At 40.4% G+C, this 23,214-nt stretch carries 17 protein-coding genes; 13 read left to right on the top strand and 4 right to left on the bottom strand.

Annotation, left to right across the window (positions count from 1 at the left end; translation table 11 throughout):
• Positions 1–16 precede the first annotated feature (16 nt).
• From M3600_RS01875 to M3600_RS01855, 5 genes are all read left to right on the top strand, one after another.
• Positions 17–2,029 (top strand): beta-galactosidase, encoded by a 2,013-nt coding sequence (locus M3600_RS01875; RefSeq protein ID WP_233317840.1) that lies wholly within the window; start codon positions 17–19, stop codon positions 2,027–2,029.
• Positions 2,030–2,091: 62 nt separating this feature from the next.
• Positions 2,092–2,763, top strand: coding sequence for a GntR family transcriptional regulator (locus M3600_RS01870; protein WP_233317838.1), 672 nt, complete (start codon positions 2,092–2,094; stop codon positions 2,761–2,763).
• Positions 2,764–2,830: 67 nt separating this feature from the next.
• Positions 2,831–3,940, top strand: coding sequence for a mannonate dehydratase (gene uxuA, locus M3600_RS01865; protein WP_233317836.1), 1,110 nt, complete (start codon positions 2,831–2,833; stop codon positions 3,938–3,940).
• Positions 3,924–4,769 carry an SDR family oxidoreductase gene (locus M3600_RS01860; protein WP_251644647.1) on the top strand — a complete coding sequence of 282 codons (846 nt, stop codon included), beginning with the start codon at positions 3,924–3,926 and terminating at the stop codon, positions 4,767–4,769. The genes uxuA and M3600_RS01860 overlap by 17 nt, the downstream gene beginning before the upstream one ends.
• A gap of 35 nt (positions 4,770–4,804) precedes the next feature.
• Entirely contained in the window at positions 4,805–6,865 is a 2,061-nt protein-coding gene (locus tag M3600_RS01855; protein WP_251644646.1) for an alpha-glucuronidase family glycosyl hydrolase, read from the top strand.
• Positions 6,866–7,105: 240 nt separating this feature from the next.
• On the opposite strand, the gene M3600_RS01850 is transcribed toward M3600_RS01855, so the two are convergent.
• Positions 7,106–8,287, bottom strand: a complete 1,182-nt coding sequence (locus M3600_RS01850; RefSeq protein WP_237941097.1) for an ROK family transcriptional regulator — start codon at positions 8,285–8,287, stop codon at positions 7,106–7,108.
• 261 nt (positions 8,288–8,548) lie between these two features.
• On the opposite strand from M3600_RS01850, the gene xylA reads away from it, so the two are divergent.
• The 3 genes from xylA (at position 8,549) to M3600_RS01835 (ending at position 12,458) form a co-directional block, all read left to right on the top strand.
• Complete coding sequence (xylA, locus tag M3600_RS01845) at positions 8,549–9,880, top strand: xylose isomerase (RefSeq protein ID WP_237941098.1); 1,332 nt, start codon at positions 8,549–8,551, stop codon at positions 9,878–9,880.
• A gap of 76 nt (positions 9,881–9,956) precedes the next feature.
• A complete protein-coding gene (gene xylB / locus M3600_RS01840; protein ID WP_237941099.1) occupies positions 9,957–11,453 on the top strand; it encodes a xylulokinase in 1,497 nt (498 codons plus the stop codon).
• Between the two features lie 21 nt (positions 11,454–11,474).
• The gene (locus tag M3600_RS01835) at positions 11,475–12,458 is read left to right on the top strand and encodes an aldo/keto reductase (protein ID WP_233317826.1); all 984 of its coding nucleotides are present in this window, start codon (positions 11,475–11,477) and stop codon (positions 12,456–12,458) included.
• A gap of 48 nt (positions 12,459–12,506) precedes the next feature.
• On the opposite strand, the gene dpsA is transcribed toward M3600_RS01835, so the two are convergent.
• Positions 12,507–13,367: a dipicolinate synthase subunit DpsA gene (dpsA, locus tag M3600_RS01830; RefSeq protein WP_233317824.1), complete on the bottom strand. Its 861-nt coding sequence runs from the start codon at positions 13,365–13,367 to the stop codon at positions 12,507–12,509.
• A gap of 256 nt (positions 13,368–13,623) precedes the next feature.
• Between dpsA and M3600_RS01825 the strand changes: the two genes are divergently transcribed.
• Positions 13,624–15,216, top strand: a complete 1,593-nt coding sequence (locus M3600_RS01825) for an ATP-binding protein (RefSeq protein WP_237941100.1) — start codon at positions 13,624–13,626, stop codon at positions 15,214–15,216.
• Between the two features lie 57 nt (positions 15,217–15,273).
• Here M3600_RS01825 and M3600_RS01820 read toward each other — a convergent pair whose 3' ends face one another.
• Positions 15,274–17,244, bottom strand: coding sequence for a methyl-accepting chemotaxis protein (locus tag M3600_RS01820; RefSeq protein WP_251644645.1), 1,971 nt, complete (start codon positions 17,242–17,244; stop codon positions 15,274–15,276).
• 295 nt (positions 17,245–17,539) lie between these two features.
• On the opposite strand from M3600_RS01820, the gene M3600_RS01815 reads away from it, so the two are divergent.
• The 4 genes from M3600_RS01815 to nadD all read left to right on the top strand — a co-directional run bounded on the left by M3600_RS01815 (position 17,540) and on the right by nadD (position 21,123).
• Positions 17,540–18,337: an NUDIX domain-containing protein gene (locus M3600_RS01815; RefSeq protein ID WP_233317817.1), complete on the top strand. Its 798-nt coding sequence runs from the start codon at positions 17,540–17,542 to the stop codon at positions 18,335–18,337.
• Positions 18,338–18,467: 130 nt separating this feature from the next.
• A complete protein-coding gene (locus M3600_RS01810; RefSeq protein WP_237942261.1) occupies positions 18,468–19,034 on the top strand; it encodes a cysteine hydrolase family protein in 567 nt (188 codons plus the stop codon).
• A 4-nt stretch (positions 19,035–19,038) separates the two neighbouring features.
• Positions 19,039–20,490: a nicotinate phosphoribosyltransferase gene (locus M3600_RS01805; RefSeq protein WP_251644644.1), complete on the top strand. Its 1,452-nt coding sequence runs from the start codon at positions 19,039–19,041 to the stop codon at positions 20,488–20,490.
• An 18-nt stretch (positions 20,491–20,508) separates the two neighbouring features.
• Positions 20,509–21,123: a nicotinate (nicotinamide) nucleotide adenylyltransferase gene (gene nadD, locus M3600_RS01800; RefSeq protein ID WP_233317811.1), complete on the top strand. Its 615-nt coding sequence runs from the start codon at positions 20,509–20,511 to the stop codon at positions 21,121–21,123.
• Positions 21,124–21,177: 54 nt separating this feature from the next.
• Here the strand turns inward: nadD and M3600_RS01795 are convergent, their stop codons facing one another.
• Positions 21,178–23,184, bottom strand: coding sequence for a metallophosphoesterase family protein (locus M3600_RS01795; RefSeq protein WP_251644643.1), 2,007 nt, complete (start codon positions 23,182–23,184; stop codon positions 21,178–21,180).
• Between the last annotated feature and the right edge of the window lie 30 nt (positions 23,185–23,214).

The following is a 23,214-nucleotide window of genomic DNA, read 5'->3' as shown; positions in this document are numbered from 1 at the left end:
AAGGTAGGTATTAGTCATGCAAAAAGTTCTTTACGGAGGCGATTATAATCCGGAACAATGGTCTCAGGATGTATGGTCAGAAGATATGAAGCTGTTTGAAGAAGCTAATATTGATACATTGACTGTCGGTGTTTTTTCTTGGTCCATCATCCAGAAGGATGAAAATACGTTTGATTTTACTGTTTTTGACAAGGTGATGGAACTGCTTCAGAAAAAGGGCAAAAATATTTGTCTTGGAACGGGAACAGCAGCGCATCCACCGTGGCTGGCCAAAAAATATCCCGAAGTGACTCGAGTCGATTTTGAGGGAAGAAAGCATAAGTTTGGACAGCGGCATAATTCTTGCCCGAATAGTCCTATCTATCAAAAATATTCACGTTTAATGGCAAAGAAAATGGCGGAAAGATACGGCCATATGGATATTAGCGCCTGGCATATTAACAATGAATATGGTGGTACCTGCTACTGTGAAAATTGTGAAAAAGCATTTCGTGTTTGGCTGAAACAAAAATACGGAAGTCTTGAAAAATTGAATGAAGCTTGGAATACGATTTTTTGGTCTCATTATTTTTATGATTGGGATGAAATTGTTGCTCCTAATGCTTTAAGTGAACATTACGGCAGAGAAAATGTAACAGCTTTTCAAGGCATAACATTAGATTATATGCGCTTTAATTCTGACAGTCTCTTAAACAACTTTTTAGGTGAGAAAGCAGAATTAAAGGCAGTAACACCTTCCGTTCCTGTAACAACAAATTTTATGGGGATGTTTAGACCTCTAGATTATTTTAAGTGGGCAGACCATCTTGATTTCATTTCATGGGATAATTATCCGCCTGACATGCACTCAGAGGCAAGGATGGCTTTGACACATGACTTGATGAGGGGCTTGAAAAAAGGCAAGCCTTTTTGGCTGATGGAACAAACACCGACAACGACAGCATGCAGGGATATTAATCCTGTGAAAAGGCCTGGAGTAATGCGCTTATGGAGTTATCAGGCTATTGCCCATGGTTCTGATTCTGTTCTATTTTTCCAAATGAGACAATCAAAGGGAGCCTCTGAGAAATATCACGGTGCGGTTATTAACCATGCCAGTCGCAACGATACAAGGGCTTTTAAAGAAGTGAAGAAGTTGGGGGAAGAATTGTCTGCTGTTGGAAATCAGTTTATTTCAGCAGAAACAGCGGCAAAAGTAGCATTCGTATTCGATTGGGACAGCTGGTGGTCAGTGGAAATATCAGACGGTCCTACGCGTTACATGAACTACCAGCAAACAATGATTCATTATTATCAGGCCTTTTTTTCGCAGAATATTGCTATTGATATGATCAGCATAGATGGTGATCTTGAGAAATATGATGTTGTTGTAGCACCGTTACTGCACATGATTAAAGATGACTTTCATAAAAAAGCAGAGCAATTCACTGCCAATGGCGGATGCTTCATCACAACCTATTTAAGCGGGATTGTTGATGAAAATGATAATGCTATTTTGGATGATAATCCGGGATTACTGAAGAACTTGCTTGGAATCCGCATTGATGAGACAGATACATCGATGCCAAACGAAAGGAACTCCCTTGTTGTCAGCTATGGCGACTGGAAAGGTAATTATGACTGCAGCTTAATTTATGATGTTATTCAGACAGAGGGTGCGGAAACTATTGCCGAATATGGACAGGATTTTTATGCAGGCATGCCGGCTGTAACAAAAAATAAATTTGGAAAGGGAGAAGGCTGGTACATTGGCAGCCAACCAAATCGGCAGTTTCTTGAGAAGCTATTTGCATCAATACTAGAGTCCAGAGGAATCAGCTGTATGATTCAGGCTGATTCTGGTGTTGAAATAACAGAGCGCAAGAAGGATAACTATATCTTTTCCTTTGCTATGAACCATGGGGACGAAGAAAAAGAAATCATTATAGATGATGCCAGCTACTCACTTTTAGATAAAAAAATATACAAAAGCGGTGACAAAATAACGATTGATGCAAAGGACGTCATCATTTTAAGACGCGAGATATGACATTAAGCAGAAATCTGGATTCCTATAGTTGGCACCACAGCTAGGAAGATAGGAGGAAACCTATGCCGGTTAAAAAAGGCACTGGTTCAACAAGAGACTTTTCTTACCAGATATTAAAAACAAAAATACTCAATCTGGAATTAAAGCCAGGCACAAAAATCTCTGAAAAGGAGATAGCAGATGAACTCAGTGTAAGTAGAACACCTGTGAGAGAGGCTTTTATGATGCTTGCCCAAGAAGACCTTCTTGATGTCATACCTCAGATTGGCACAATTGTTTCAAAAATAAACTTGGAGTATGTAGAGGAAGGGCGATTTATAAGAGAAAAAATAGAAAAAGAGATTGTTGCACTTGCGTGTGAGCTATTTCCTGATGAGTACAAAAACAAGCTGGAAAAAAATATTGCCTTACAAGAGCTTTGCGCCAAACACAACAACCATCATGAACTGTTTGAATTGGATGAGGAATTTCACCAGTTAATCTTTAAGGGCTGCAGAAAGGAAAGAACATGGAGAATGCTGGAGTTACTAAATAGCCATTTTAATAGATTAAGGCTTTTAAGGCTCACAAGTAATTCTAATTGGGAAATTATTATTTATCAGCATAAGAAAGTCTTTCAGTTTATAACCGAGAGTAAGAAAAAAGAGGCAATGGAAATAATGGAGCAACATCTTCGCCTTGTTGTAATTGAACAAAATGACCTTAAAGTTAAGTATCCCGATTATTTCATATAAGTGAATTTATTGGCAGTGCTGATTATCAGCAGCATATAGAAACTTTAAAAGCTTGGAGGAAAAAAGTGTGAAAGTGACATTTAGGTGGTTTGGGGCAGAGGATGACAGTGTTTCTTTAGACCATATTAGGCAAATTCCCGGAGTGGAGGGGATAGCTGGAGCTTTATTTGACATTCCTGTCGGGGAAGTTTGGCCATTGGAAAAGCTGCTGGCATTAAAACAAGAAATCAACGGCAAAGGACTTCAGCTTGAAGTAATTGAAAGTGTGAATATTCATGAGGACATTAAACTTGGCCTTCCCTCGCGCGACAAGTATATAAGCAATTTTCAAGAGACAATCCGCAACTTAGCAGCAATTGGTGTAAAAGTGATTTGCTATAATTTTATGCCAGTTTTTGATTGGACACGAACAGATCTTGCTAAGGAGCTGGCTGATGGATCCAATGTACTTGCTTATGAAAAAAATAAACTTGCTGATATGGACCCCTTCTTCCTTGTCAAGAAAATAGCTGATGGTTCAAAGGGATTTTCACTTCCAGGCTGGGAACCAGAGCGTCTTGCCAAGCTTGAGGAACTGTTTCGCTCCTATAGTGCTATAACGGAAGAAGACCTGTTTGCACATTTGAAATATTTTCTGGAGAAAATTATTCCTGTTGCAGATGCCTGCGGGATTAAAATGGCCATTCATCCAGATGATCCGCCATGGCCAGTGTTTGGGCTGCCTAGAATTGTTGTCAATAAAGAGAATTTAGAGCGGATTGTCAAACTTGTCGATAATCCAGCAAATGGACTCACCATCTGTTCAGGGTCATTAGGGGCTAATCCAGCTAATAATATTCCCGAAATTATGGCTCATTTTTTGCAGATGGATCGTGTTCCATTTGTACACATCCGAAATGTGAAGATATTCGAAAATGGTGACTTTGAGGAGTCCTCCCATCGAAGTGCAGATGGTTCTCTTGATATTTGTGAAATTGTAGAGGTTCTTCATGACGGAGGATTCTCCGGTTATTTCCGTCCAGATCACGGTCGCATGATATGGGGGGAGCAGGCTCGTCCAGGTTATGGCTTATATGACAGGGCTTTAGGAATAATGTATATTCTGGGCATTTGGGACAGTCTTGAACAAAGAAAACAGAATATAAAAAGGAGTGCATTAAATGCTTCCAATATATGAGGGATTAACTGGTAAAGTAGCAGTTGTGACTGGAGGCGGAGGCGTTCTTTGCAGCTGTATGGCCAAAGAGTTGGCGAGACAGGGAATGAAGGTAGCGATACTTAATCGTACGTATGAAAAAGCGGCAGCTGTTGCAGATCACATCATAAAAAACGGTGGAGAGGCGATTGCGGTACAATGTGATGTTGTCCAAAAAGAGGATGTAATACAGGCAGAGAAAAAGGTGTTTTCGGCATTTGGAGCTTGCGATGTACTCATTAATGGGGCAGGAGGGAATCATGCCAACGGAATTACCTCTAAAGAGACATTACAGCTTGAGGACCTTCAGGATAAAACATTGACTAGCTTTTTCGATTTGACCTTGGAAGGTTTTTCATATGTTTTCGATCTTAACATTATCGGGACATTGATTCCAACGCAGGTTTTTTCGAAAAGAATGGTTGGCAATAAAGGCACTATCATCAATATTTCCTCGATGAGCGCACCAAGTCCAATGACAAAAGTGCCTGCATACAGTGCAGCAAAAGCAGGCATAGAGAACTTTACGAAATGGCTCGCCGTTCACATGGCCGAAAGTGGTGTCAGAGTGAATGCTATTGCTCCGGGATTTTTTTTGACAAAACAAAATGAAGCACTTTTAAAAAATGATGACGGCAGTTATACAGAAAGAACAAACAAAATCCTTGCCCATACACCGCAAAAAAGGCTTGGCAAACCGGAGGATTTATTAGGCACCTTGTTATGGCTTGCGGATGACTCATCAAGCGGGTTTGTAACAGGCATCAGTATCCCAGTTGACGGCGGATTTATGGCGTATTCAGGTGTTTAGGCTAAGATGTATGAAACTTGAGAGGAGAGCTAAGTATGGGTGCTTCGCAGACTATTGAAAAGGATTATGCAGAATATTGCTGCTGGCTTCAATATGAAAGAAATCCAAAAGTAAAGAGAGCTTTTTTTACGAATATTAATGTGTCCGAATACAGTAAAACAGATGTAACACAAACAGCGGTTGAAGAGCTGTACAGAGGCTTATCAGCCATTGTCGGCACCCCGCCAGCAATCAATCAAAGACAAACATCAGCCATTGTTTTAGCAACAATAAACAGCCCTGAGTTACCAGCGGAAATAGATGTAGCGCAGCTGAGCTCTCAATTGAATGAAGAAGGATTTTGCATACGGATGGACAATAAGGAGGAATGCTTATATTTAATCGGCAAAACAGATAAGGGTATTCTTTATGCCGTATTCCATCTATTGCGAATGCTTCAAACTGGTACAAATATAAACATGGAAACAATAGAGAATCCAACAAACGAATTTAGGATGATTAATCATTGGGATAATATGGATGGCTCAATCGAGAGGGGCTATGCAGGAAACTCTATTTTCTATAAAGATGATCAAATCCTAGCTGATTCAGAGAGAATAAAAGATTATGCCAGACTTTTAGCTTCTGTAGGCATTAATGCCATAGCTGTAAATAATGTCAATGTACATAAAACAGAGACAAAGCTAATAACAGATCAATATTTGCCGGAAGTGGCGAAACTAGCATCAGTTTTTAGGAAGTATGGAATTAAAACATTTTTGAGCATTAATTTTGCCAGTCCGATGGAGCTTGACGGCTTACCCACTGCAGATCCATTAAATCCGCAAGTGCAAAACTGGTGGAAGGAAAAAGCGCAAGAGATTTACAATGAAATAGCAGATTTTGGTGGCTTTCTCATTAAAGCGGACTCTGAGCACCGTCCAGGTCCATTTACTTATAACAGAAATCATGCAGATGGTGCTAACATGCTTGCAGAAGCTTTGCAGCCATTTGGCGGTATTGTAATTTGGCGCTGTTTTGTTTATAACTGCCTTCAGGATTGGCGGGACAGAAAGACAGACCGGGCTCGTGCGGCATATGATCATTTTAGGCCGCTAAACGGTATGTTTTTAGATAATGTAATACTGCAAATCAAAAATGGGCCAATGGATTTTCAAGTGAGAGAACCTGTTTCGCCACTGTTCGGAGCAATGCCTGACACGAATCAAATGTTAGAGTTTCAAATTACGCAGGAATATACAGGGCAGCAGAAGCATGTATGTTATCTTGTTCCCCAATGGAAGGAAGTACTGGATTTTGACACCTATGCGAAAGGGCAAGAATCTTTTGTCAAAAGATCTGTCGATGGCTCCCTTTATGGAAACAAGCATGGTGGAATAACAGCAGTAGCGAACATCGGCGATAATTGGAACTGGACGGGACATACCCTTGCACAGGCTAATTTGTATGGTTACGGCCGCCTTGCCTGGAACCCTGACTATTCGGAGGAGATGATTACAGAAGAATGGGTCGCTCAGACATTTGGAACGGATGAAGCAGTTATGCTGCAGGTATGCGATATGCTGCGTAAATCGTGGAGTATATACGAAGCATATACCTCACCCCTTGGAGTCGGCTGGATGGTAAATCCCGGCCATCATTATGGGCCGAATATTGACGGATATGAGTATTCGGTTTGGGGAACCTATCATTTTGCTGACTGCAATGGAATCGGTGTCAATCGTACAGCTAAAGACGGAACAGGCTACACGTCCCAGTACTTTAAGGAAAACTATAAACTATATGAATCTATGGAAACATGCCCTGATGAGCTGCTGCTTTTCTTTCACCATGTTCCCTATAAGCATGTGCTTCAATCTGGTGAAACGGTAATTCAGCATATTTATAACACCCATTTTGAGGGGGTTGAACAAGTAGAGAGGCTGATGCAAGACTGGCAAAAGCTAAAAGGGAAAATTAATGAAGAGAGATTTACAGGAGTTCTCCACCGATTAAGTGTTCAGCTTTCTGATGCCAAGGAATGGAGAGATATTGTCAACTCCTACTTTTTTCGCAAATCAGGGATTGGCGACAACAAGCATAGAACCATTTATTAGAAAAGTATTCGACTTAGGCTTGGAACATAGTTGCGTATTGGAAGTTCATGCAAATTCGTAGCAAGCATTCGGAAGAATGAGATTTCCTGATAAAGATTATTCCCAATTATCATAATAACGTCTGTGCGCACAGGAGACGGGTGTTACTATGATATGTTTTGGAATGGAATATGGATGTTTTGCCGCAAATAAGCTGTAAAAAAAAGCGTGAACCGTTTTTGGTTTACGCTTTTATCGTGTTTAGCTTTGAAGCTGTGCCTTCAGAAATGCTTCTGCTGAAAAAGCAGACGCTCCTAATGCAGACACTGGCAGAGACAAATCGGAGAAATCAATTCTGATATCTGTCTGGTTAAACGGGGAAGTATATGCTTTGATAACTTCCTTTACCTTTGGTTCAAGCCACTGTTTACAGGAAGCAAGCCGATTTCCGATAATGATTTGTTCAGGATTGAAGGCATGGATGATATTAATGATGCCGACAGCCAAGTTCTCACCAATTTCTTCTAATATATTTATTACTTGTTCGTCCTCTTTTTTTGCGAGCAGTAAAATATCATCTAAACAAATGTCACTTTCCTTTTTAAGATTCTTGCTGTTTGCTTTTGATAGTAAAGCCTGTTCTGAAGCGTAAAGCTCCCAGCAGCCTTTGTTGCCGCATGTACATTTGGCTCCGTTTCGATCAATCGTCATATGCCCGACTTCACCAGAATAGCCGTTAAATCCGCTGTAAAGCTCACCGTTAATGATAACTCCTGCACCAATACCAATGCCGGCGCTGATATAAATCAAGTTATCAGCATGCTGACCCGCACCAAACCGCTTTTCTCCGTAGGCACCAGTGTTCGCTTCGTTTTCAACAATTACAGGTACTTGAAAGATTTTCTCCAGTTCTGATTGAAAATGAATATCGTGCCAGCCTAAGTTTGGGGCAAGCAAAAGTGTTCCTTTCTTATCGACGATACCGGGTGCGCCTACTCCAATCCCAACAATACCATAAGGAGAGGCTGGGGCAGAGCTTATTAAGGCGGTGATAATTTCCACTAGTCGGCTCATTGTATCTTCATAGGAAATATTTTTGTATGCTACATTCTTTTGTACAATAATATTGCCGCTGAGATCTGTCAGGACGCCAAGTATATAATTGACACCGAAATCTAGACCAATTGTGTATCCTGCCCCGTGGTTGAAGTGGAGCATTACTGGTCTCCGGCCACCGCTTGATTCGCCTGGACCTGATTCATTAATAAATTTTTCCTCTAACAGCTCCGCTACAAGCGAGGAAACGGTTCCTTTATTAAGGCCAGAACGCTGTGCGATATCTGCACGAGACAGTGGAGTATGATTGATAATTTGTGAAAGTACGAGTGACTTATTTTCCTTTTTTACAAGCTGTTGGTTCCAAGTGATTGGCATAAACGTCATTTAGCCCCCTTTTTGTCAAAAATAATATTCCCATTTTATCATTAATAACGGAAAACATTAATAATATTGAATTAAGTTTATCTAATAAACAAACAAAGTGCAACAAACTTAATTTATTCAATAGACAAACTAAGTTTGTGCTGATATAATAGCTTCATAGCTAACAAGAAGATAGAGAGAGAAATGAATATAGGACTTTCTTTTTCTTTTATTTTGTAAGCGATATCAAAATCGATAATTTTAATGAGGAGGCAGTTAACAATGGCGTATTTTGAAAACATCAATCAAATCAGGTATGAAGGTCCAGCATCGAAAAATCCCTTTTCCTTTAAGTACTATAATCCAGAAGAGATAGTAAATGGCGTTTCCATGGAAGAGCAGCTCCGTTTTTCGGTAGCTTATTGGCATACATTCACAGCAGATGGAACGGACCCGTTTGGAAGCGGTACAGCCATCCGCCCTTGGAATCACTTAAAAGGTTTAGATTTGGCAAAAGCCCGTGTGGAAGCAGCTTTTGAATTATTTGAGAAACTGAACGCTCCGTTTTTCTGCTTTCATGATTCTGATATTGCACCAGAGGGAAATACATTAAAAGAAACATATGATAATCTTGACCCGATTGTAGCGATGATCAAGGAATATATGAAAACAAGCAAAACGAAATTACTTTGGAATACAGCTAATATGTTTACACATCCAAGATATGTGCACGGTGCAGCAACTTCCAATAACGCCGATGTGTTTGCGTATGCTGCAGCAAAGGTGAAAAAAGGCCTTGAAATTGGCAAGGAGCTTGGTGCAGAGAACTATGTGTTCTGGGGCGGCCGCGAAGGTTATGATACATTGCTGAACACTGATATGAAACTGGAGCAGGATAACTTAGCCCGTTTCTTCCATATGGCGATTGACTATGCACAGGAAATCGGTTTTGATGCTCCATTCTTAATCGAACCAAAACCAAAAGAACCGACAAAGCATCAGTATGATTTTGATGTGGCGACAGGATTGGCATTCCTGCAGAAATATGATCTTCAGGATCACTTTAAGTTTAATATTGAAGCAAACCATGCGACGCTTGCCGGTCACACTTTTGAGCATGAATTGAGAGTAGCGAGAATTAACGGCATGCTTGGATCTGTTGATGCTAACCAAGGTGATACATTGATTGGCTGGGATACAGACGAGTTCCCGACAGATTTATACAGCACAACTTTAGCCATGTATGAAATCTTGCTGAATGGCGGACTTGGCAAAGGCGGTTTAAACTTTGATGCGAAGGTGCGCAGAGGCTCTTTTGATGCGGAAGATCTTTTCCATGCACATATTGCAGGGATGGATTCCTTTGCAATCGGCCTTAAGGTTGCCAATAAGCTAATTGAGGATAGAGTTCTAGAAGACTTTATTTCTGACCGCTATGCAAGCTTTAAGGAAGGAATTGGCCTTGATATCGTCGAAGGAAGAACTAACCTCCATAAACTGGAGCAACATGCTCTTGCAATTGGTGAAGTGACAAATAAGTCTGGCCGCCAAGAACGCTTGAAGGCGATTGTGAATCAATATTTGTTGGAAACATTAGCGCAAGTACGCGTATAAAAGAGAGAATGTGCTGGGGATCATACCAGCACATTTTTTAACAGGTAAGGTAAATGACTAAATGAGGTGATCTGACATGAAGTATTGCTTTGGAGTAGATTTAGGTACAAGTGCTGTAAAGATTTTACTTGTTGATAAAAACGGAAATGTCGCTCATGAGGTATCAAAGTCGTATCCTTTGATCCATGAAAAATCAGGCTACAGTGAACAAGACCCTGAGGAGTGGGTGAACAAAACACTTGAGGGCTTCACTGAAATCATAGAAGTGTTCGAAGGGGAGAAAGAGGATATTGACGGGATAAGTTTCTCAGGTCAAATGCATGGCCTTGTCCTGCTCAATAAGGAAAATCAAGTATTGCGAAACGCGATACTTTGGAATGATACGAGAACAACAGAGCAGTGCCGGTTAATTGAGGAAAAGGCTGGTGAAAAATTGCTTTCTATCACAAAAAATCCGGCATTAGAAGGCTTTACTTTGCCGAAACTGTTATGGGTTAAGCAATATGAAGAAGATCTTTTCAAACAAGCCGCTGTTTTCATGCTGCCAAAGGATTATCTCAGGTACAGGCTCACTGGCAGCATACATACAGAATACTCCGATGCTGCAGGCACTCTTTTGTTAGATATAAGTAAAAAAGAATGGAGTGCAGAGCTTTGTGAATTGTTCGGCATTGATGCCAGTCTTTGTCCGCAGCTTGTTGAATCACATGCACTTGTTGGAACTGTCACAGCAGAAGTTGCGGAGAAAACAGGGCTGTCTCCTGAATGCAAAGTGTTCGCCGGCGGTGCGGATAATGCTTGTGGAGCAATCGGCGCAGGTATTCTGGCGAGTGGGAAAACACTTTGCAGCATCGGCACATCTGGTGTTGTGCTTTCCTATGAAGAAAAAGCAGAGAAGGATTTTCAAGGAAAGGTACATTACTTCAATCATGGAGAGGAAAATGCCTATTATACGATGGGAGTGACATTAGCAGCAGGTCACAGCTTGAGCTGGTTTAAAGATACTTTTGCCGAGCATGATGGTTTTGAGGAAATGCTGGCAGAAATAAATCTTGTTCCAATTGGGTCAAACGGACTGTTATTTACCCCATATTTAGCAGGTGAGAGAACACCATATGCAGATGCATTGATTCGGGGCAGTTTCATAGGAATAGATGCAACACATAAACGCCGAGATTTTGTTCGTGCTGTACTGGAGGGTATTACCTTTTCCTTAAATGAATCAATTGAGATTTTTCGAGAGCACGGTAAGACAATCGACACAATTATCTCAATTGGCGGCGGAGCCAAAAATGAAGCGTGGCTGCAGATGCAGGCAGATATCTTTAATGCAAAAGTCCTGAAGCTATCAAGTGAACAAGGGCCAGGGATGGGAGCGGCCATGCTTGCAGCAGTTGGAGCAGGGTGGTTTTCGTCATTAGAGGAGTGTGCGAACACGATGTTGCAGACTGTGAAGGAATATGAGCCTATTCAAGAGAATGTAAAAAGGTATGAAGAATTATACCGAATCTACAAGAAGGTCTATGGTCAAACCAAAATGCTGTCTGAAGAGTTAACACAGTTTCGAAAATAATGGAAACAAGGAGGCTCTAATATGAAGTATAGAGAGCTGGGGAAAACAGGTCTGAAGATAAGCGAGGTCAGTTTTGGAACATGGGCGATTGGCGGTTCATGGGGGAAAACGGATGATGAAGAGGCACTGAAATCGCTTGACAGGGCAATAGGGGAAGGGGTGAATTTCTTTGATACGGCCGATGTCTATGGGAATGGACACAGTGAGGAATTGCTGGCTAAGGTGTCTAAGGGGAAGGAAGAGGATATTCACATTGCGACAAAATTTTGCCGAGGCGGAGATATTCATGCAGCCGACACCTACACTTATGAAAATGTTCGAACCTTCTGCGAAAACAGCTTGAAGCGCTTGAACAGAGAAGCAATTGACTTATATCAGATTCATTGTCCGCCCCTTGAAATCCTTCAGGACGGTAAAGTTTTTGCAGTGCTGGACCGTTTGAAGCAGGAAGGGAAAATAAAGCATTATGGTGTCAGTGTTGAAACAGTGGAAGAGGGATTGCTGTGTCTTGAGCATGAAGGGGTAGATTCACTGCAGGTTATCTTTAATATCTTCCGTCAAAAGCCTCTAGAGAAATTGCTGCCAGAAGCAAAGCAGAAGGGAACGGGTATCTTAGTTCGCCTGCCGCTGGCAAGCGGCCTGTTAACAGGCAAATTTACGCAGGGGCACCGCTTTGAAAAAGATGATCATCGCGCATTTAATGAAAATGGGGAGTCCTTTAATATCGGAGAGACTTTTAGCGGACTCGGTTTTTCAAAGGGTGTTGAGCTCACGGAGCAGATTGCGTGGATTGGTGATAGACGTCAATCGATGGCATCTGCTGCCTTAAGATGGATACTTGATCATGAGGAAGTGTCCTGCATTATCCCAGGCTTCAAAAATGAAAACCAAATTCTTGCAAACTTAGCAGCGCTGGATGAAGCACCTTTTACACAGGAGGAAAAAACGCGGCTTAACCATTTTTATCAACAGAACGTAAAAAACAGCATCAGAGGACCGTATTGAAGGAAAAGGGGCACTGCCCCTTTTTTATTATTTTCCTAACTTTATAGATTATTCTAGTATGATATCTGCAATAATCTCACCAGCTGTAACGGGTGCAACCTTTGCCGGCAGTCCAAGGGCATGGATTGCAGATATTCCTTTTTCCTTTGCATAAGCAAAATCGGTTCCGCCAGGCCGAGAAGCGAGATCGATGATTAATGTTTGGTCTGACAGCTTATCAAGCAGCTGTTTTGTCAAAACATGAAAGGGAACAGTATTAATCAGAATATTTTGCTGGTCAAGCTCATCAGGTAAATGTTTAAATAAGACAGGTGTTAAGCCCATTTCCTGAACACGTGCTCTGTCAGCAGACTCTCTTACAGCAACACTGACAACAGCGCCGAGATTTGAAAAGAGACGGGCAACAGTCATTCCTACTCTTCCAAACCCAAGAACTAATACATGAGAGCCATGAATCGTGTAATCCGTTTCTTCAATGGCGATTTTTAAAGCTCCTTCGGCAGTCGGGATAGAGTTTAAGATAGCAACATCATCTCTTGCAAAAATAGCCACAATGTTTCGTCCGGTTGTTTTTTTTATGTATTCTAAAAAGGGAGTGATAATGCCAGAATAAATGCAGCAGTTTTCCTTTGTTTTGCGGAACATATCCTCCGTCAAATAAATGTCTTCACTGGAAAACTTGGATTCTGCTTTTCCATCATTGCCGATACCTGGGATAGGCAAAAGGATGCTGTCCAAACTGCTGAAGTCAACTTCTGAGATATGCTGTTTGCATACATTGGCATACTCAAGCTGTACATTTTCAAAACCTGTTAATATAATCTGTCCAGCTGATTTGGCAAGCTTTTCGATTACATGCAGCTGACGCTGATCACCGCCGATAATCAGAATTGTATGTTGGTTAATCATCTAATCCCTCCTGAAAATTAAATTAGCACACTACTAATAATAATAGCCAATTGTAAAAAATAGTCCTGTAGTTATGATAATATATATTTTCATAGAACAAAGTTTTTTCAAATTTTTGTTAGAAATTATAGAATTTATCATCTCCATGTGGGATTTTTTTTGTTATGATATAATTTTAGTGAAGTGTGAGAAAAGCACTATTTATTGTGATAAATTAACATTTAATATAAAAGGATGGAAACAGGAGCAATTTATAATGGAGAAAGCAGCTATTGATTTTAATTTAATGAAAGCTAAGTTCCGCGAAAATGGCTTGCAGCCTACCGCTATTACTGTTTTTTCGGAAAGATTAAATGAAGAGGAATTATTACAAAAGCATATGCAGTACCAGGAAATCTTGGATGTGGTCATCTATTTTCTCGATAAATTCCTCGATTCGTTAAAAGAGATGCCTATAATCGCTTCTGTCTGTGATGCAGAGGGGTATCTGTTAAAAAATCTTGGTCATGAGCAGAGCATGCGGGATGCTGAAGCTCTCGGAATTAAAGAAGGAGTTCGCTTTACAGAAGAGGATTGCGGCATTGATGCGATTTCCTTGACGTTAAAGCACAAAAAAAGTGTAGAAATCGTAGGAACTCAGCATTACCATGAATATCTCCATCGTAAAGCCTGCTATGCTGTGCCGATTATCGACTGGACAGAGGATAAGGTTCTTGGAACGATTTCCATTATGACTGATATCGAGCATGCAAGCCCTCTTATGCTGACCCTTTTGTCAACGGTCAACCAAACGATTGAACGGGAAATTGATTTAATCAGACAAAACCATGAGCTGAACATATTAAACAAAATAATTATGGATACAACAAGAAATGGAATATTGGTTGCCGCTCAAAGCGGAAAGCTGATTGCCTTCAATGCATATGCTGAACATATAACAGGCTGGAAAAAGGAGAACATTATTGGTGCAAGCCATTTAACCCTGGAGTATTTCGGTGAATATTTGCAGAATGTCTTGTTAACAAAAAGGCCGTATACAGATATAGAAATAACCTTTACACGGGAAAAAGATCAGGAAGCTCTAATTTTTTTGCTTGATTGTTTTCCTATTTTCTTGAATAACGGCACACTTGTTGGAGCTTTTGCCCAATTCAGAGATTATACCGAAAAGAAGAATACAGAAAAGCTGCTGCTAAATTCAGAAAAGCTGACAGCTGTCGGCCAAATGGCTGCAAGTGTTGCACATGAAATCCGCAACCCGCTGACAACTATTCAAGGTTTTATTCAATATTTGGAAAAAGACTTTCGGGAAAAGTCGCATTATGACCTTATCATGTCAGAGCTAAAGCGCATTAACTTTATTGTTAGTGAGTTTCTGATTTTGTCCAAGCCGCACGCTGTCCATTTCATTAATCAGGATTTGCAGAAAATTATGGATGAGACAGTTTCTCTCTTTCAGGCGAGTGCAAACATGAACAATATACTAATAGAAAAAAACTATGCTCAAGATAATATCTTTGTCCAATGTGATGAAAATCAATTAAAGCAAGTCTTCATGAACGTCTTCAAAAATAGTGTAGAAGCATTGCCTTATGGGGGAAATATTAAAATTCGCACAAATGTGACAGAGGATAAAGAAGCGATTATTCAAATAGAGGATAATGGGATTGGCATGACACCAGCACAAATAAAAAGACTCGGCCTTCCGTTTTATACGACAAAGGATACTGGCACTGGCTTAGGGTATATGGTGATCATTAAAATCATTGAACAGCATCAAGGCCATCTTCATATTGAGAGTTCTGTGAATAAAGGAACGACAATTGAAATCAGGCTCCCGCTTAGTTAATATAACAAACTATAATAAAGACCGCCGCAGATTGCGTATCTGCGGCGGTCTTTATTGTTAATATTTATATTGCTTAATTATTTCATGAAGTTCATCTGCCATGACAGACAGAGTGTGAGAAGCTGACGTAATCTCCTCCATTGCTGCAAGCTGCTCTTGTGTAGAGGCAGCAACTTCTTCTGATGAGGCTGCATTGCTTTTGGCAATATCTGAAACTTCATAGGCCGTTCCTTCCACTACTTGAACAACTGTAAGCATAGTCTTAATCGTGTCAGCTACAACGTCCATTTTCGGATTGATATCTTTCATACTGGAAAGAATATCGCTGAATTTTTGAATGGCATCCTCCGAAACAGACAACCCGCTTTGCACATTGTCAACAACGGTAGACATTTTTTGCACAGTATTTTCTGTGTCCTGCTGGATTGCCTTAATTAATTCGGAAATCTGGCTTGCTGAATTCTGAGACTGTTCAGCGAGTTTGCGAACTTCTTCTGCTACAACAGCAAAACCTTTCCCAGACTCACCAGCCCGAGCTGCTTCTATAGCAGCATTCAAAGCAAGGAGATTTGTTTGCTCTGATATTGCTGTGATAACACCAAGTATGGAGCCAATTTCTTTAGAACGGTCATACAAGGAACGTATTACTGTATTAGAATCTAATACAGAGGCATGAATTAGGTTCATTTGATCGACAGTCTGCTTAACAGAATGGCCGCCTTCTTCTGCTTTTTCTGTAGTTGCTCTCGTTAATTCCGAAACAGCTGCAGTACTTTCAGCAATAGATGCTGTACCAGCAGAGATTTTACCTACTGACATAATATTTTCATCCATTCCAGCTGTCTGCTTTTCTGCATTGCTTGCTACCTCTTGGATGGCATCTGCGACTTGTTCTGTTGCTTCACTTGTTTGGACTGCGCTTGCATTCAGCTCTTCTGCTGAGGCGGCAACATGTACTGCATTTTGTTCAACGTTTCTTAACAAACCGCGCAAGCTTGTCTGCATGTCAATGAAAGTCGAAGTAAGGTCGGCGATTTCATCATTTGATTTTACGTGAATTTCTTCTGTTAAATCACCGCTGCTGATTTTCTGTGCTGTTTGTTGGAGTGATTTCACTCGAATAACAATCGATCGTACAATCAGCATGACGATGGCTGCGCCAACAATCACTGCGGCAGCAATCACGAGGAAGGTCGTGTTTAGGATTGGGGCAGCAGCGTCCTCTGTTTCAGATGAAAACATTGTGCCTGCCACTTTCCAGCCTGTCAGCTTATTTGTTGTGAAATACATAACGCTTTTTTCGCTGTCAGCAGTATAATTTATAATACCGCTATCTGATTCGAACATCTTCTTATAATAGCTTTGCTCCGCTTTAGCACCAGCCTCCTCAAGCGGATTCACAATGAACAGTTGCTGTGTATCAAGCAGGATAGCATAACCATCCTCACCGATATTTACGCTTTTTGCTGTTTCCTCGAGTTTTTGAATGTTGATATCAATCGCGACAACACCGCTTGAGTCAGCAATCTTTTTCGTTACTGTTACAATCATTTCTCCAGTGCTTGCATCTTTATAAGGACTTGTAACAACAACATCATTATTGTTCATACCATCTTGATACCATGGTCTTTCACGCGGGTCAAAATCGCTTGGCAAATCCGTTTTAGGATATGAGATCATCTGACCATCCGTTGTGCCAATATAGATGGTTTGCACCTCCGGATGTAAGCCGATATATTGAGTAAACTTTTGCAATGCTTCAGAATTATCTCCGCCTTCATACATATCAGTATTCAGCAGATCAGCAAAAAAGCTTGCATCATGTATCTTTGGGGAAAGGGTATTGTCTATATTTGAATTAAGAAGCTTTACATTTTCTTCCGCACTTTTTAATAAACTGTTTTCCAGTTCATGTTTTGCGCTGTTATAGGAAAGGAATCCTACTAATACTGTTGGAAGTAAAAGAATAACAGCAAAAGCAGTGTATAGCTTAGATCTTAAATTCCATTTGAAGTTCATTTTTTTCATGATGCTTCTCCTTAAGTGAAATTTAGATTACTTGCAACTATTTAACGTTGTTAAGCAATCTTATTAAGATTTATTTCGGCACATCAACATTATAGTTAAGCACTGCTTCTGAAAAATTTTAATTAGTGCCAAAATTCCTAAAATGAAAATGCTTTATTTGTAAAAATTTTAATTTTGTGGATATAAAATAAATGATCTGATTTTAGGCTTGCATTTGGAAGGAAAAGGAGTTATATTATCATTAACAAGTAATTATGGAATTACAAATTACTGATTGATAAGAGGGTTTATAAGCATGAAATATAAAACAGAAAAAGAAGTTCTGGCAAACTATGATTCGGCAAAGTACCGAACTCCAGACGGCTATACTGCTGATATTGCCATTTTCACAATCGTCTCAGAAAGAAAAGAAGAAAAGGCACCTCCAATAATGACATTAAAACTGTTACTCATAAAGCGGGCAGACGCGGATAACGACGGAAACCCAAATATTGAGGGCGGAAAATGGGCTCTTCCTGGGGGCTTTGTTGATGCAATCAAAGGAGAAACAGCTTTAGAAGCTGCGAAAAGGGAATTAAAGGAAGAGACAAATGTTGATGGTTTGCATATTAAGCATTTTGGTGTGTATGACAATGTCACAAGAGATCCACGGGGCTGGATGATTTCCAATGCTTTTTACGCCATTGTTCCTGAGGAATATATTCAAAAGCGCGAGGCGAACGATGACGCAGCAGAAGTGGAGCTGTTTGATATGGAAGAGGTAACTCAGTTGAAATTAGCTTTTGATCACGAAAAAATTATTGCAGATGCCCATATGTTTATAAAACGTGACATGATTACCACAACTGCAGCAAAAAGCTTCTTGCCAAAGGAATTTACATTGTCTGAGCTGCAGCGCGTTTTGTTGACGGTAGGAGAAGACCCTAGAATCTCAAATGATTCCGTTTTTTTCACAAAGGCGCCAAAGCTTCCGTTCATTGAAAAAGCATTAGATGCAGACGGAACGCCGAAAAAAACGAAAAGGAATTCATTCAGACCATCACAGCTGTATGTTTTTAATGATTTTGAAATAGTGGAATCCATTTATCATTAATATCTGAAAAGAAGGAAAGAGAGCAGCTTTCCTCCTTCTCTTTAAGGTTAGTAATTTGTAAATTGTTAATTACAAATAACTTTAAAATTTTAAATCAGCAAATTTTTAGTTAAGGGAGGAATAATCTATGGTGAATAAGGCGTTAATAAATATTGACTATACATTCGATTTTGCTGCCGTGGACGGGCGATTATCTTGCGGGGAAAAGGGGCAATTAATAGAAAGAGAAGTTTCAGCCATTACGGAAAGATTTATACAAAACGGTGATTTTACAGTGTTTGCAATTGATGTTCATGAATTAAATGATCATTATCATCCAGAGCGAGCATTGTTCCCCCCACATAATATTAGGAACAGTGCGGGCAGAAATTTATTCGGCAGTTTACGGGAAGTTTATGAAAGAAATAAACAGTCTCCACATATTTATTATCTAGATAAAACAAGATATTCAGCATTTGCAGGGACAGATTTGGAGTTGAAATTAAGGGAACGAGGGATAACAGAACTTCATCTTGTTGGGTTATGCACAGATATATGTGTGCTTCATACGGCTGTGGATGCATATAACAAAGGCTTTAGCATAGCAGTTTATGAGGATGCAGTTGCCTCCTTCTCCCAACAAGGGCATGATTGGGCAATGGAACATTTTAAAGCGGCATTAGGAGCTACGATAATCAAGGGAAAAGGAGTGTGTTAAATAAATGAAATATTCAGATGACAGTTTAATGCTGCATACAGACTTATATCAAATCAACATGGTGGAAACATATTGGAAGGATAATATCCATGAACAAAAGGCAGTGTTTGAAATGTACTTCCGCAAGCTTCCTTTTGGTAATGGCTATGCAGTCTTTGCAGGGCTCGAGCGGGTTTTACAAGTTATTAAAAACTTTCATTTCTCTGATACAGACATTCAATATTTGCGAGAATACGGCTATGCAGAAGATTTTTTAAGCTATCTCAGCAAGCTAAGCTTTACTGGTGATATTTACTCGATGAAAGAGGGGGAAATTGTCTTTGGAAATGAACCGCTGCTGAGAGTGGAGGCCCCTTTGGCAGAAGCTCAGCTTTTAGAAACAATTCTCTTGAATATCGTAAACTATCAAACGTTGATTGCGACAAAGGCCTCCCGCATTAAGATGGTCATTGGAGAAGATACTGCAATGGAATTCGGCACAAGAAGAGCACATGAGCTTGATGCTGCTTTATGGGGTACTAGAGCAGCCTATATCGGCGGGTTTTCGGCAACAAGCAATGTCAGAGCAGGAAAACTTTTTGATATTCCAATTGCCGGAACTCATGCTCATGCACTTGTGCAAGCATACCGGGACGAATACAAAGCTTTCAAAAGCTATGCCAGCAGTCACAAGGATTGTGTCTTCTTAGTAGACACTTATGACACCTTGCGTTCAGGTGTGCCTAATGCGATTAAAGTAGCAAAGGAATTTGCAGGCCGCATAAACTTTAAGGGAATAAGATTAGACAGCGGTGATTTATCGTATTTATCAAAACAGGCCAGAAAGCTTCTTGATGATGCAGGGTTCAAGGATACACAAATCATTGCTTCAAACGATCTTGATGAAAAAACAATCATGAATGTTAAGGCGCAAGGAGCAAGAATCGATGTGTGGGGAATCGGGACAAAGCTTATTACCGCATACGATCAAGCCGCATTAGGCGGTGTTTACAAGCTTGTATGTATTGAGGAAGCGAATGGACAGATGACAGATACGATAAAAATATCAGCTAATCCTGAAAAAGTGACTACACCAGGGGAAAAAAGACTGTACCGAATCATTAATAATGGAAACGGCCATGCAGAAGGGGACTATATTGCTCTTGCTAAAGAAGAGGTGCACAAAGAAAGACTGAAAATGTTCCACCCAGTTCACACATATATAAGCAAATTTGTGACAGATTATACAGCTAAGGAACTTCATGTAGCTGTTGTCAAAGAAGGAGAAGTCTGCTATGAACTTCCGCCTCTCCAAGAAGTGCAAAGCTATGCGAAGAGCAGTCTGAAGCTATTTTGGGATGAGTACAAGCGGATGTTGAATCCAGAGGAATATCCTGTTGATCTCAGCCAGGAATGCTGGAACAATAAAATGACACTTATCAAAAAAGTGCAAGAGGAAGTCGAAAACAGTTTGTAAGGAAGGGAGAGCTTTACAATGGGGAAAATCGGAATATATGGGTCATCTTTTGATCCTGTCACGAATGTCCATTTGTGGACGGCGAGCACTGTCGCACATCGCTGTAAGCTTGATAAAGTTATTTTCCTGCCTTGCTCAAGCAAGCGTCGTGACAAACAGTTACATGTTGAAGATCAGCATCGCTGGAGGATGCTGGAGCTTGCAATTGATAACAATCCTAAATTTGTCGCAGATGATTATGAAATGAAACAAGAGGCGTGGAATATTTATACGTATAACACGTTGAATCACTTTAAAGAAGTATTTCCTGAAGATGATATTTACTTTATTATGGGTGCAGATTTGCTCGTTGATATCGGCAAAGGAAAGTGGACGAAGGGCGAGGAGCTAATTTCAGAAAATAAGTTCATTGTAATGGCAAGAAACGGCATTGATATGCTGCAGGCAATAAGTCACTCGCCTATTTTAAGAAATAATGATGATGGTACGACATTTCACCTTCTTGATAAAGGGCTGGCTATGGAAATCAGCTCTACCTACATTCGCGAGGAATTGGCAATGGGCGGAGAACCGCGCTATTTACTGCCAGACTCCTGCTACAGCTATATTAAAGAGAATAGGCTATACGAATAGGTAAAAGCAGCCGTATGAAACATCAGGACGAAGATGTTTCATACGGCTTCCATCCTATAAAAAGCTGTTATTAATTTCGCAGCCTGTAAATTCAATCAGACCAATATTGTTAGTCGTCTTAATGAGAAAGCCATTTTCTAACGTCTCATGTCGGATTGTTTCCTTCCATATACAAGCTGTGCTTGGTTCTCCCTCACTCAAGAGTTGACTGTGATCATAATAACGATGCGTAATATTCTTTTTGATAACTTGATTGCTTAAGAATAAAGATCCTTTGATTGCAAGATTGGCCAGTCCGCGAAATGATTCATTTTTAATCGGACTGCTTGTGTATTGGTGAATAGTTCTCTTGTCATGAGGAAAAAACTCGACCTCCGATTTTAAGGCGAAAGCCATATGTGCATCACCAGAAAGAATAACACACTCAGAAGGGTTCCACTTAGCTATTCTTGTATGAAATTCATGGAAACCGCGACTGTTGAATTTCCACCATTCTAAGTCCATTGCCTCCTGCAGTTTTGGGATATTTTTTGAAACAGGCAGGACAATCTTTTTTAAGAAAGTCTCAATCAGGTCGACGCCGTATAAAGGAGTTGCAGACAAAAGGATAAGAGGTTCCCCTTCTTGCCAGCCAGATTCATTAAGGCTTGATTCAAGCTGGTCCCATGCGTCCTTGTTAATCAGATTGGGGCCGTTTGTCCGGCTGGTAAGGAATGGTGTAATCATCCGTTGTTTTGTGTCAGGATAGAAGCGCTGTGTTCTAGTATCGAGGACAAGTGTAATTGGAGTAGACGGGATCGTATAATGCCAGTTGGCATAGGTCCACATTGCAGAAATCCAATTCTCATATGGAGTTGTTTTATAATTTAAGCCTTGAAGACGGGAATTAACAACAGCTAAAAAAGGGGCAGAAAAAGAATCAGGTGCATTGCCCCAGCCTTGGAAAGCCCAGTAGGCGGTCAGTCCATTTGCGACGGAATGACGGCCAAGAGGGGCAGACCAAACATTTTCCATCCAGTCAGCGGAAATGTTCCAGTCATCTGTTATATCATGATCATCAAAGATCATATAAACAGACATGTTGGCCAACACTCTGCGAATATGAGGGGTGGATGCTGCAAATTGTATCAGGCTTTTGGATTGTTCTTCATATTCTTTCCGTTTTGTGTGCAAAGCTTTGTCTGACTGTAATGATTTGTCGACAAAATACTTATTTTCAGCTAACAGATGATCCAAATTAGGGATTGCTGCTTTTTGTCCGGCTGCTTGCCAAAGAGCGGGACTCCAGCTCAAAAGGTACATCGCTGCATATTCCCCTAACGATAACAAATGATTTGCTGCTTTTCTGGAGGTAAAGCCGCACAGCTCTTTTGTCAGTTCCCCACGACCGTTCACTTGATACATTTTAGTGCTGTATTTTTGGTCAAGCTCCACAGCTAAATCTTGGAGAGGTTCCTTCTTGCCGATCAATATTTCTCCAAGACTTTGAATGAATGGCGTGATTGGGTCTGCGACATCATCAGCATAGATTTGATCTCCAAGAAGGAAGAGAGAGGATGGCCTTACTTGTAAATCAGACCAGAATTCTGTAAGCAGGCTGTCTCCTTTAATTAATGCATCATTGCCTGTGCCATGCAGCTTTTGGCAAGATCCGTACATAAAGGTGCTTTTATTTTCAGGAATAAAAAAAGAAGGCAATGGATAGTCACCGTATACAATGGAATACGGATTATGTGAATCAAGCATTTGGTAGTCACCAAGATGCCATTCTTTGCTTCCATCGCTAAAAAATACATTATAGCCAAGCAGCTGTCCTGTTGGAAAGCTTCCTTCTGTTGGTTCAGCCTTCATTAAATATATAAATAAGTTTTTTCCCATTTTGACAAGGGTTGTTTCACTATGAGAACTTATACGTTCTAGAAAGCAAGCATCATTAGACTGCTGAACAGCAAACACTTCGGTTCTTGCTTCCATTGGCTTGCTTAATGCAATCCAGCAGTACAGCTCTTTGCTTTCTGTTCTTCTTAAGATTGGTCCAGCGAGGATATCAGGTAAATGCAAGATAAATCACCGCCCCCTTTTTTGTTATAG

It is taken from the genome of Niallia sp. MER 6, assembly GCF_023714395.1.
GTDB lineage: Bacteria > Bacillota > Bacilli > Bacillales > Cytobacillaceae > Niallia.
Note: the sequence above shows the minus strand (reverse complement) of the source record. Positions and strands in the feature narration are given on the sequence as shown.

Excerpts from the sequence above, each read along its gene's own strand:
- M3600_RS01875 (WP_233317840.1), top strand. The coding sequence starts at position 17 with ATGCAAAAAGTTCTTTACGGAGGCGATTATAATCCGGAACAATGGTCT.
- M3600_RS01870 (WP_233317838.1), top strand. The coding sequence starts at position 2,092 with ATGCCGGTTAAAAAAGGCACTGGTTCAACAAGAGACTTTTCTTACCAG.
- M3600_RS01860 (WP_251644647.1), top strand. The coding sequence starts at position 3,924 with ATGCTTCCAATATATGAGGGATTAACTGGTAAAGTAGCAGTTGTGACT.
- M3600_RS01855 (WP_251644646.1), top strand. The coding sequence starts at position 4,805 with ATGGGTGCTTCGCAGACTATTGAAAAGGATTATGCAGAATATTGCTGC.
- M3600_RS01850 (WP_237941097.1), bottom strand. The coding sequence starts at position 8,287 with ATGACGTTTATGCCAATCACTTGGAACCAACAGCTTGTAAAAAAGGAA.
- xylA (WP_237941098.1), top strand. The coding sequence starts at position 8,549 with ATGGCGTATTTTGAAAACATCAATCAAATCAGGTATGAAGGTCCAGCA.
- xylB (WP_237941099.1), top strand. The coding sequence starts at position 9,957 with ATGAAGTATTGCTTTGGAGTAGATTTAGGTACAAGTGCTGTAAAGATT.
- M3600_RS01835 (WP_233317826.1), top strand. The coding sequence starts at position 11,475 with ATGAAGTATAGAGAGCTGGGGAAAACAGGTCTGAAGATAAGCGAGGTC.
- dpsA (WP_233317824.1), bottom strand. The coding sequence starts at position 13,367 with ATGATTAACCAACATACAATTCTGATTATCGGCGGTGATCAGCGTCAG.
- M3600_RS01825 (WP_237941100.1), top strand. The coding sequence starts at position 13,624 with ATGGAGAAAGCAGCTATTGATTTTAATTTAATGAAAGCTAAGTTCCGC.
- M3600_RS01820 (WP_251644645.1), bottom strand. The coding sequence starts at position 17,244 with ATGAAAAAAATGAACTTCAAATGGAATTTAAGATCTAAGCTATACACT.
- M3600_RS01815 (WP_233317817.1), top strand. The coding sequence starts at position 17,540 with ATGAAATATAAAACAGAAAAAGAAGTTCTGGCAAACTATGATTCGGCA.
- M3600_RS01805 (WP_251644644.1), top strand. The coding sequence starts at position 19,039 with ATGAAATATTCAGATGACAGTTTAATGCTGCATACAGACTTATATCAA.
- nadD (WP_233317811.1), top strand. The coding sequence starts at position 20,509 with ATGGGGAAAATCGGAATATATGGGTCATCTTTTGATCCTGTCACGAAT.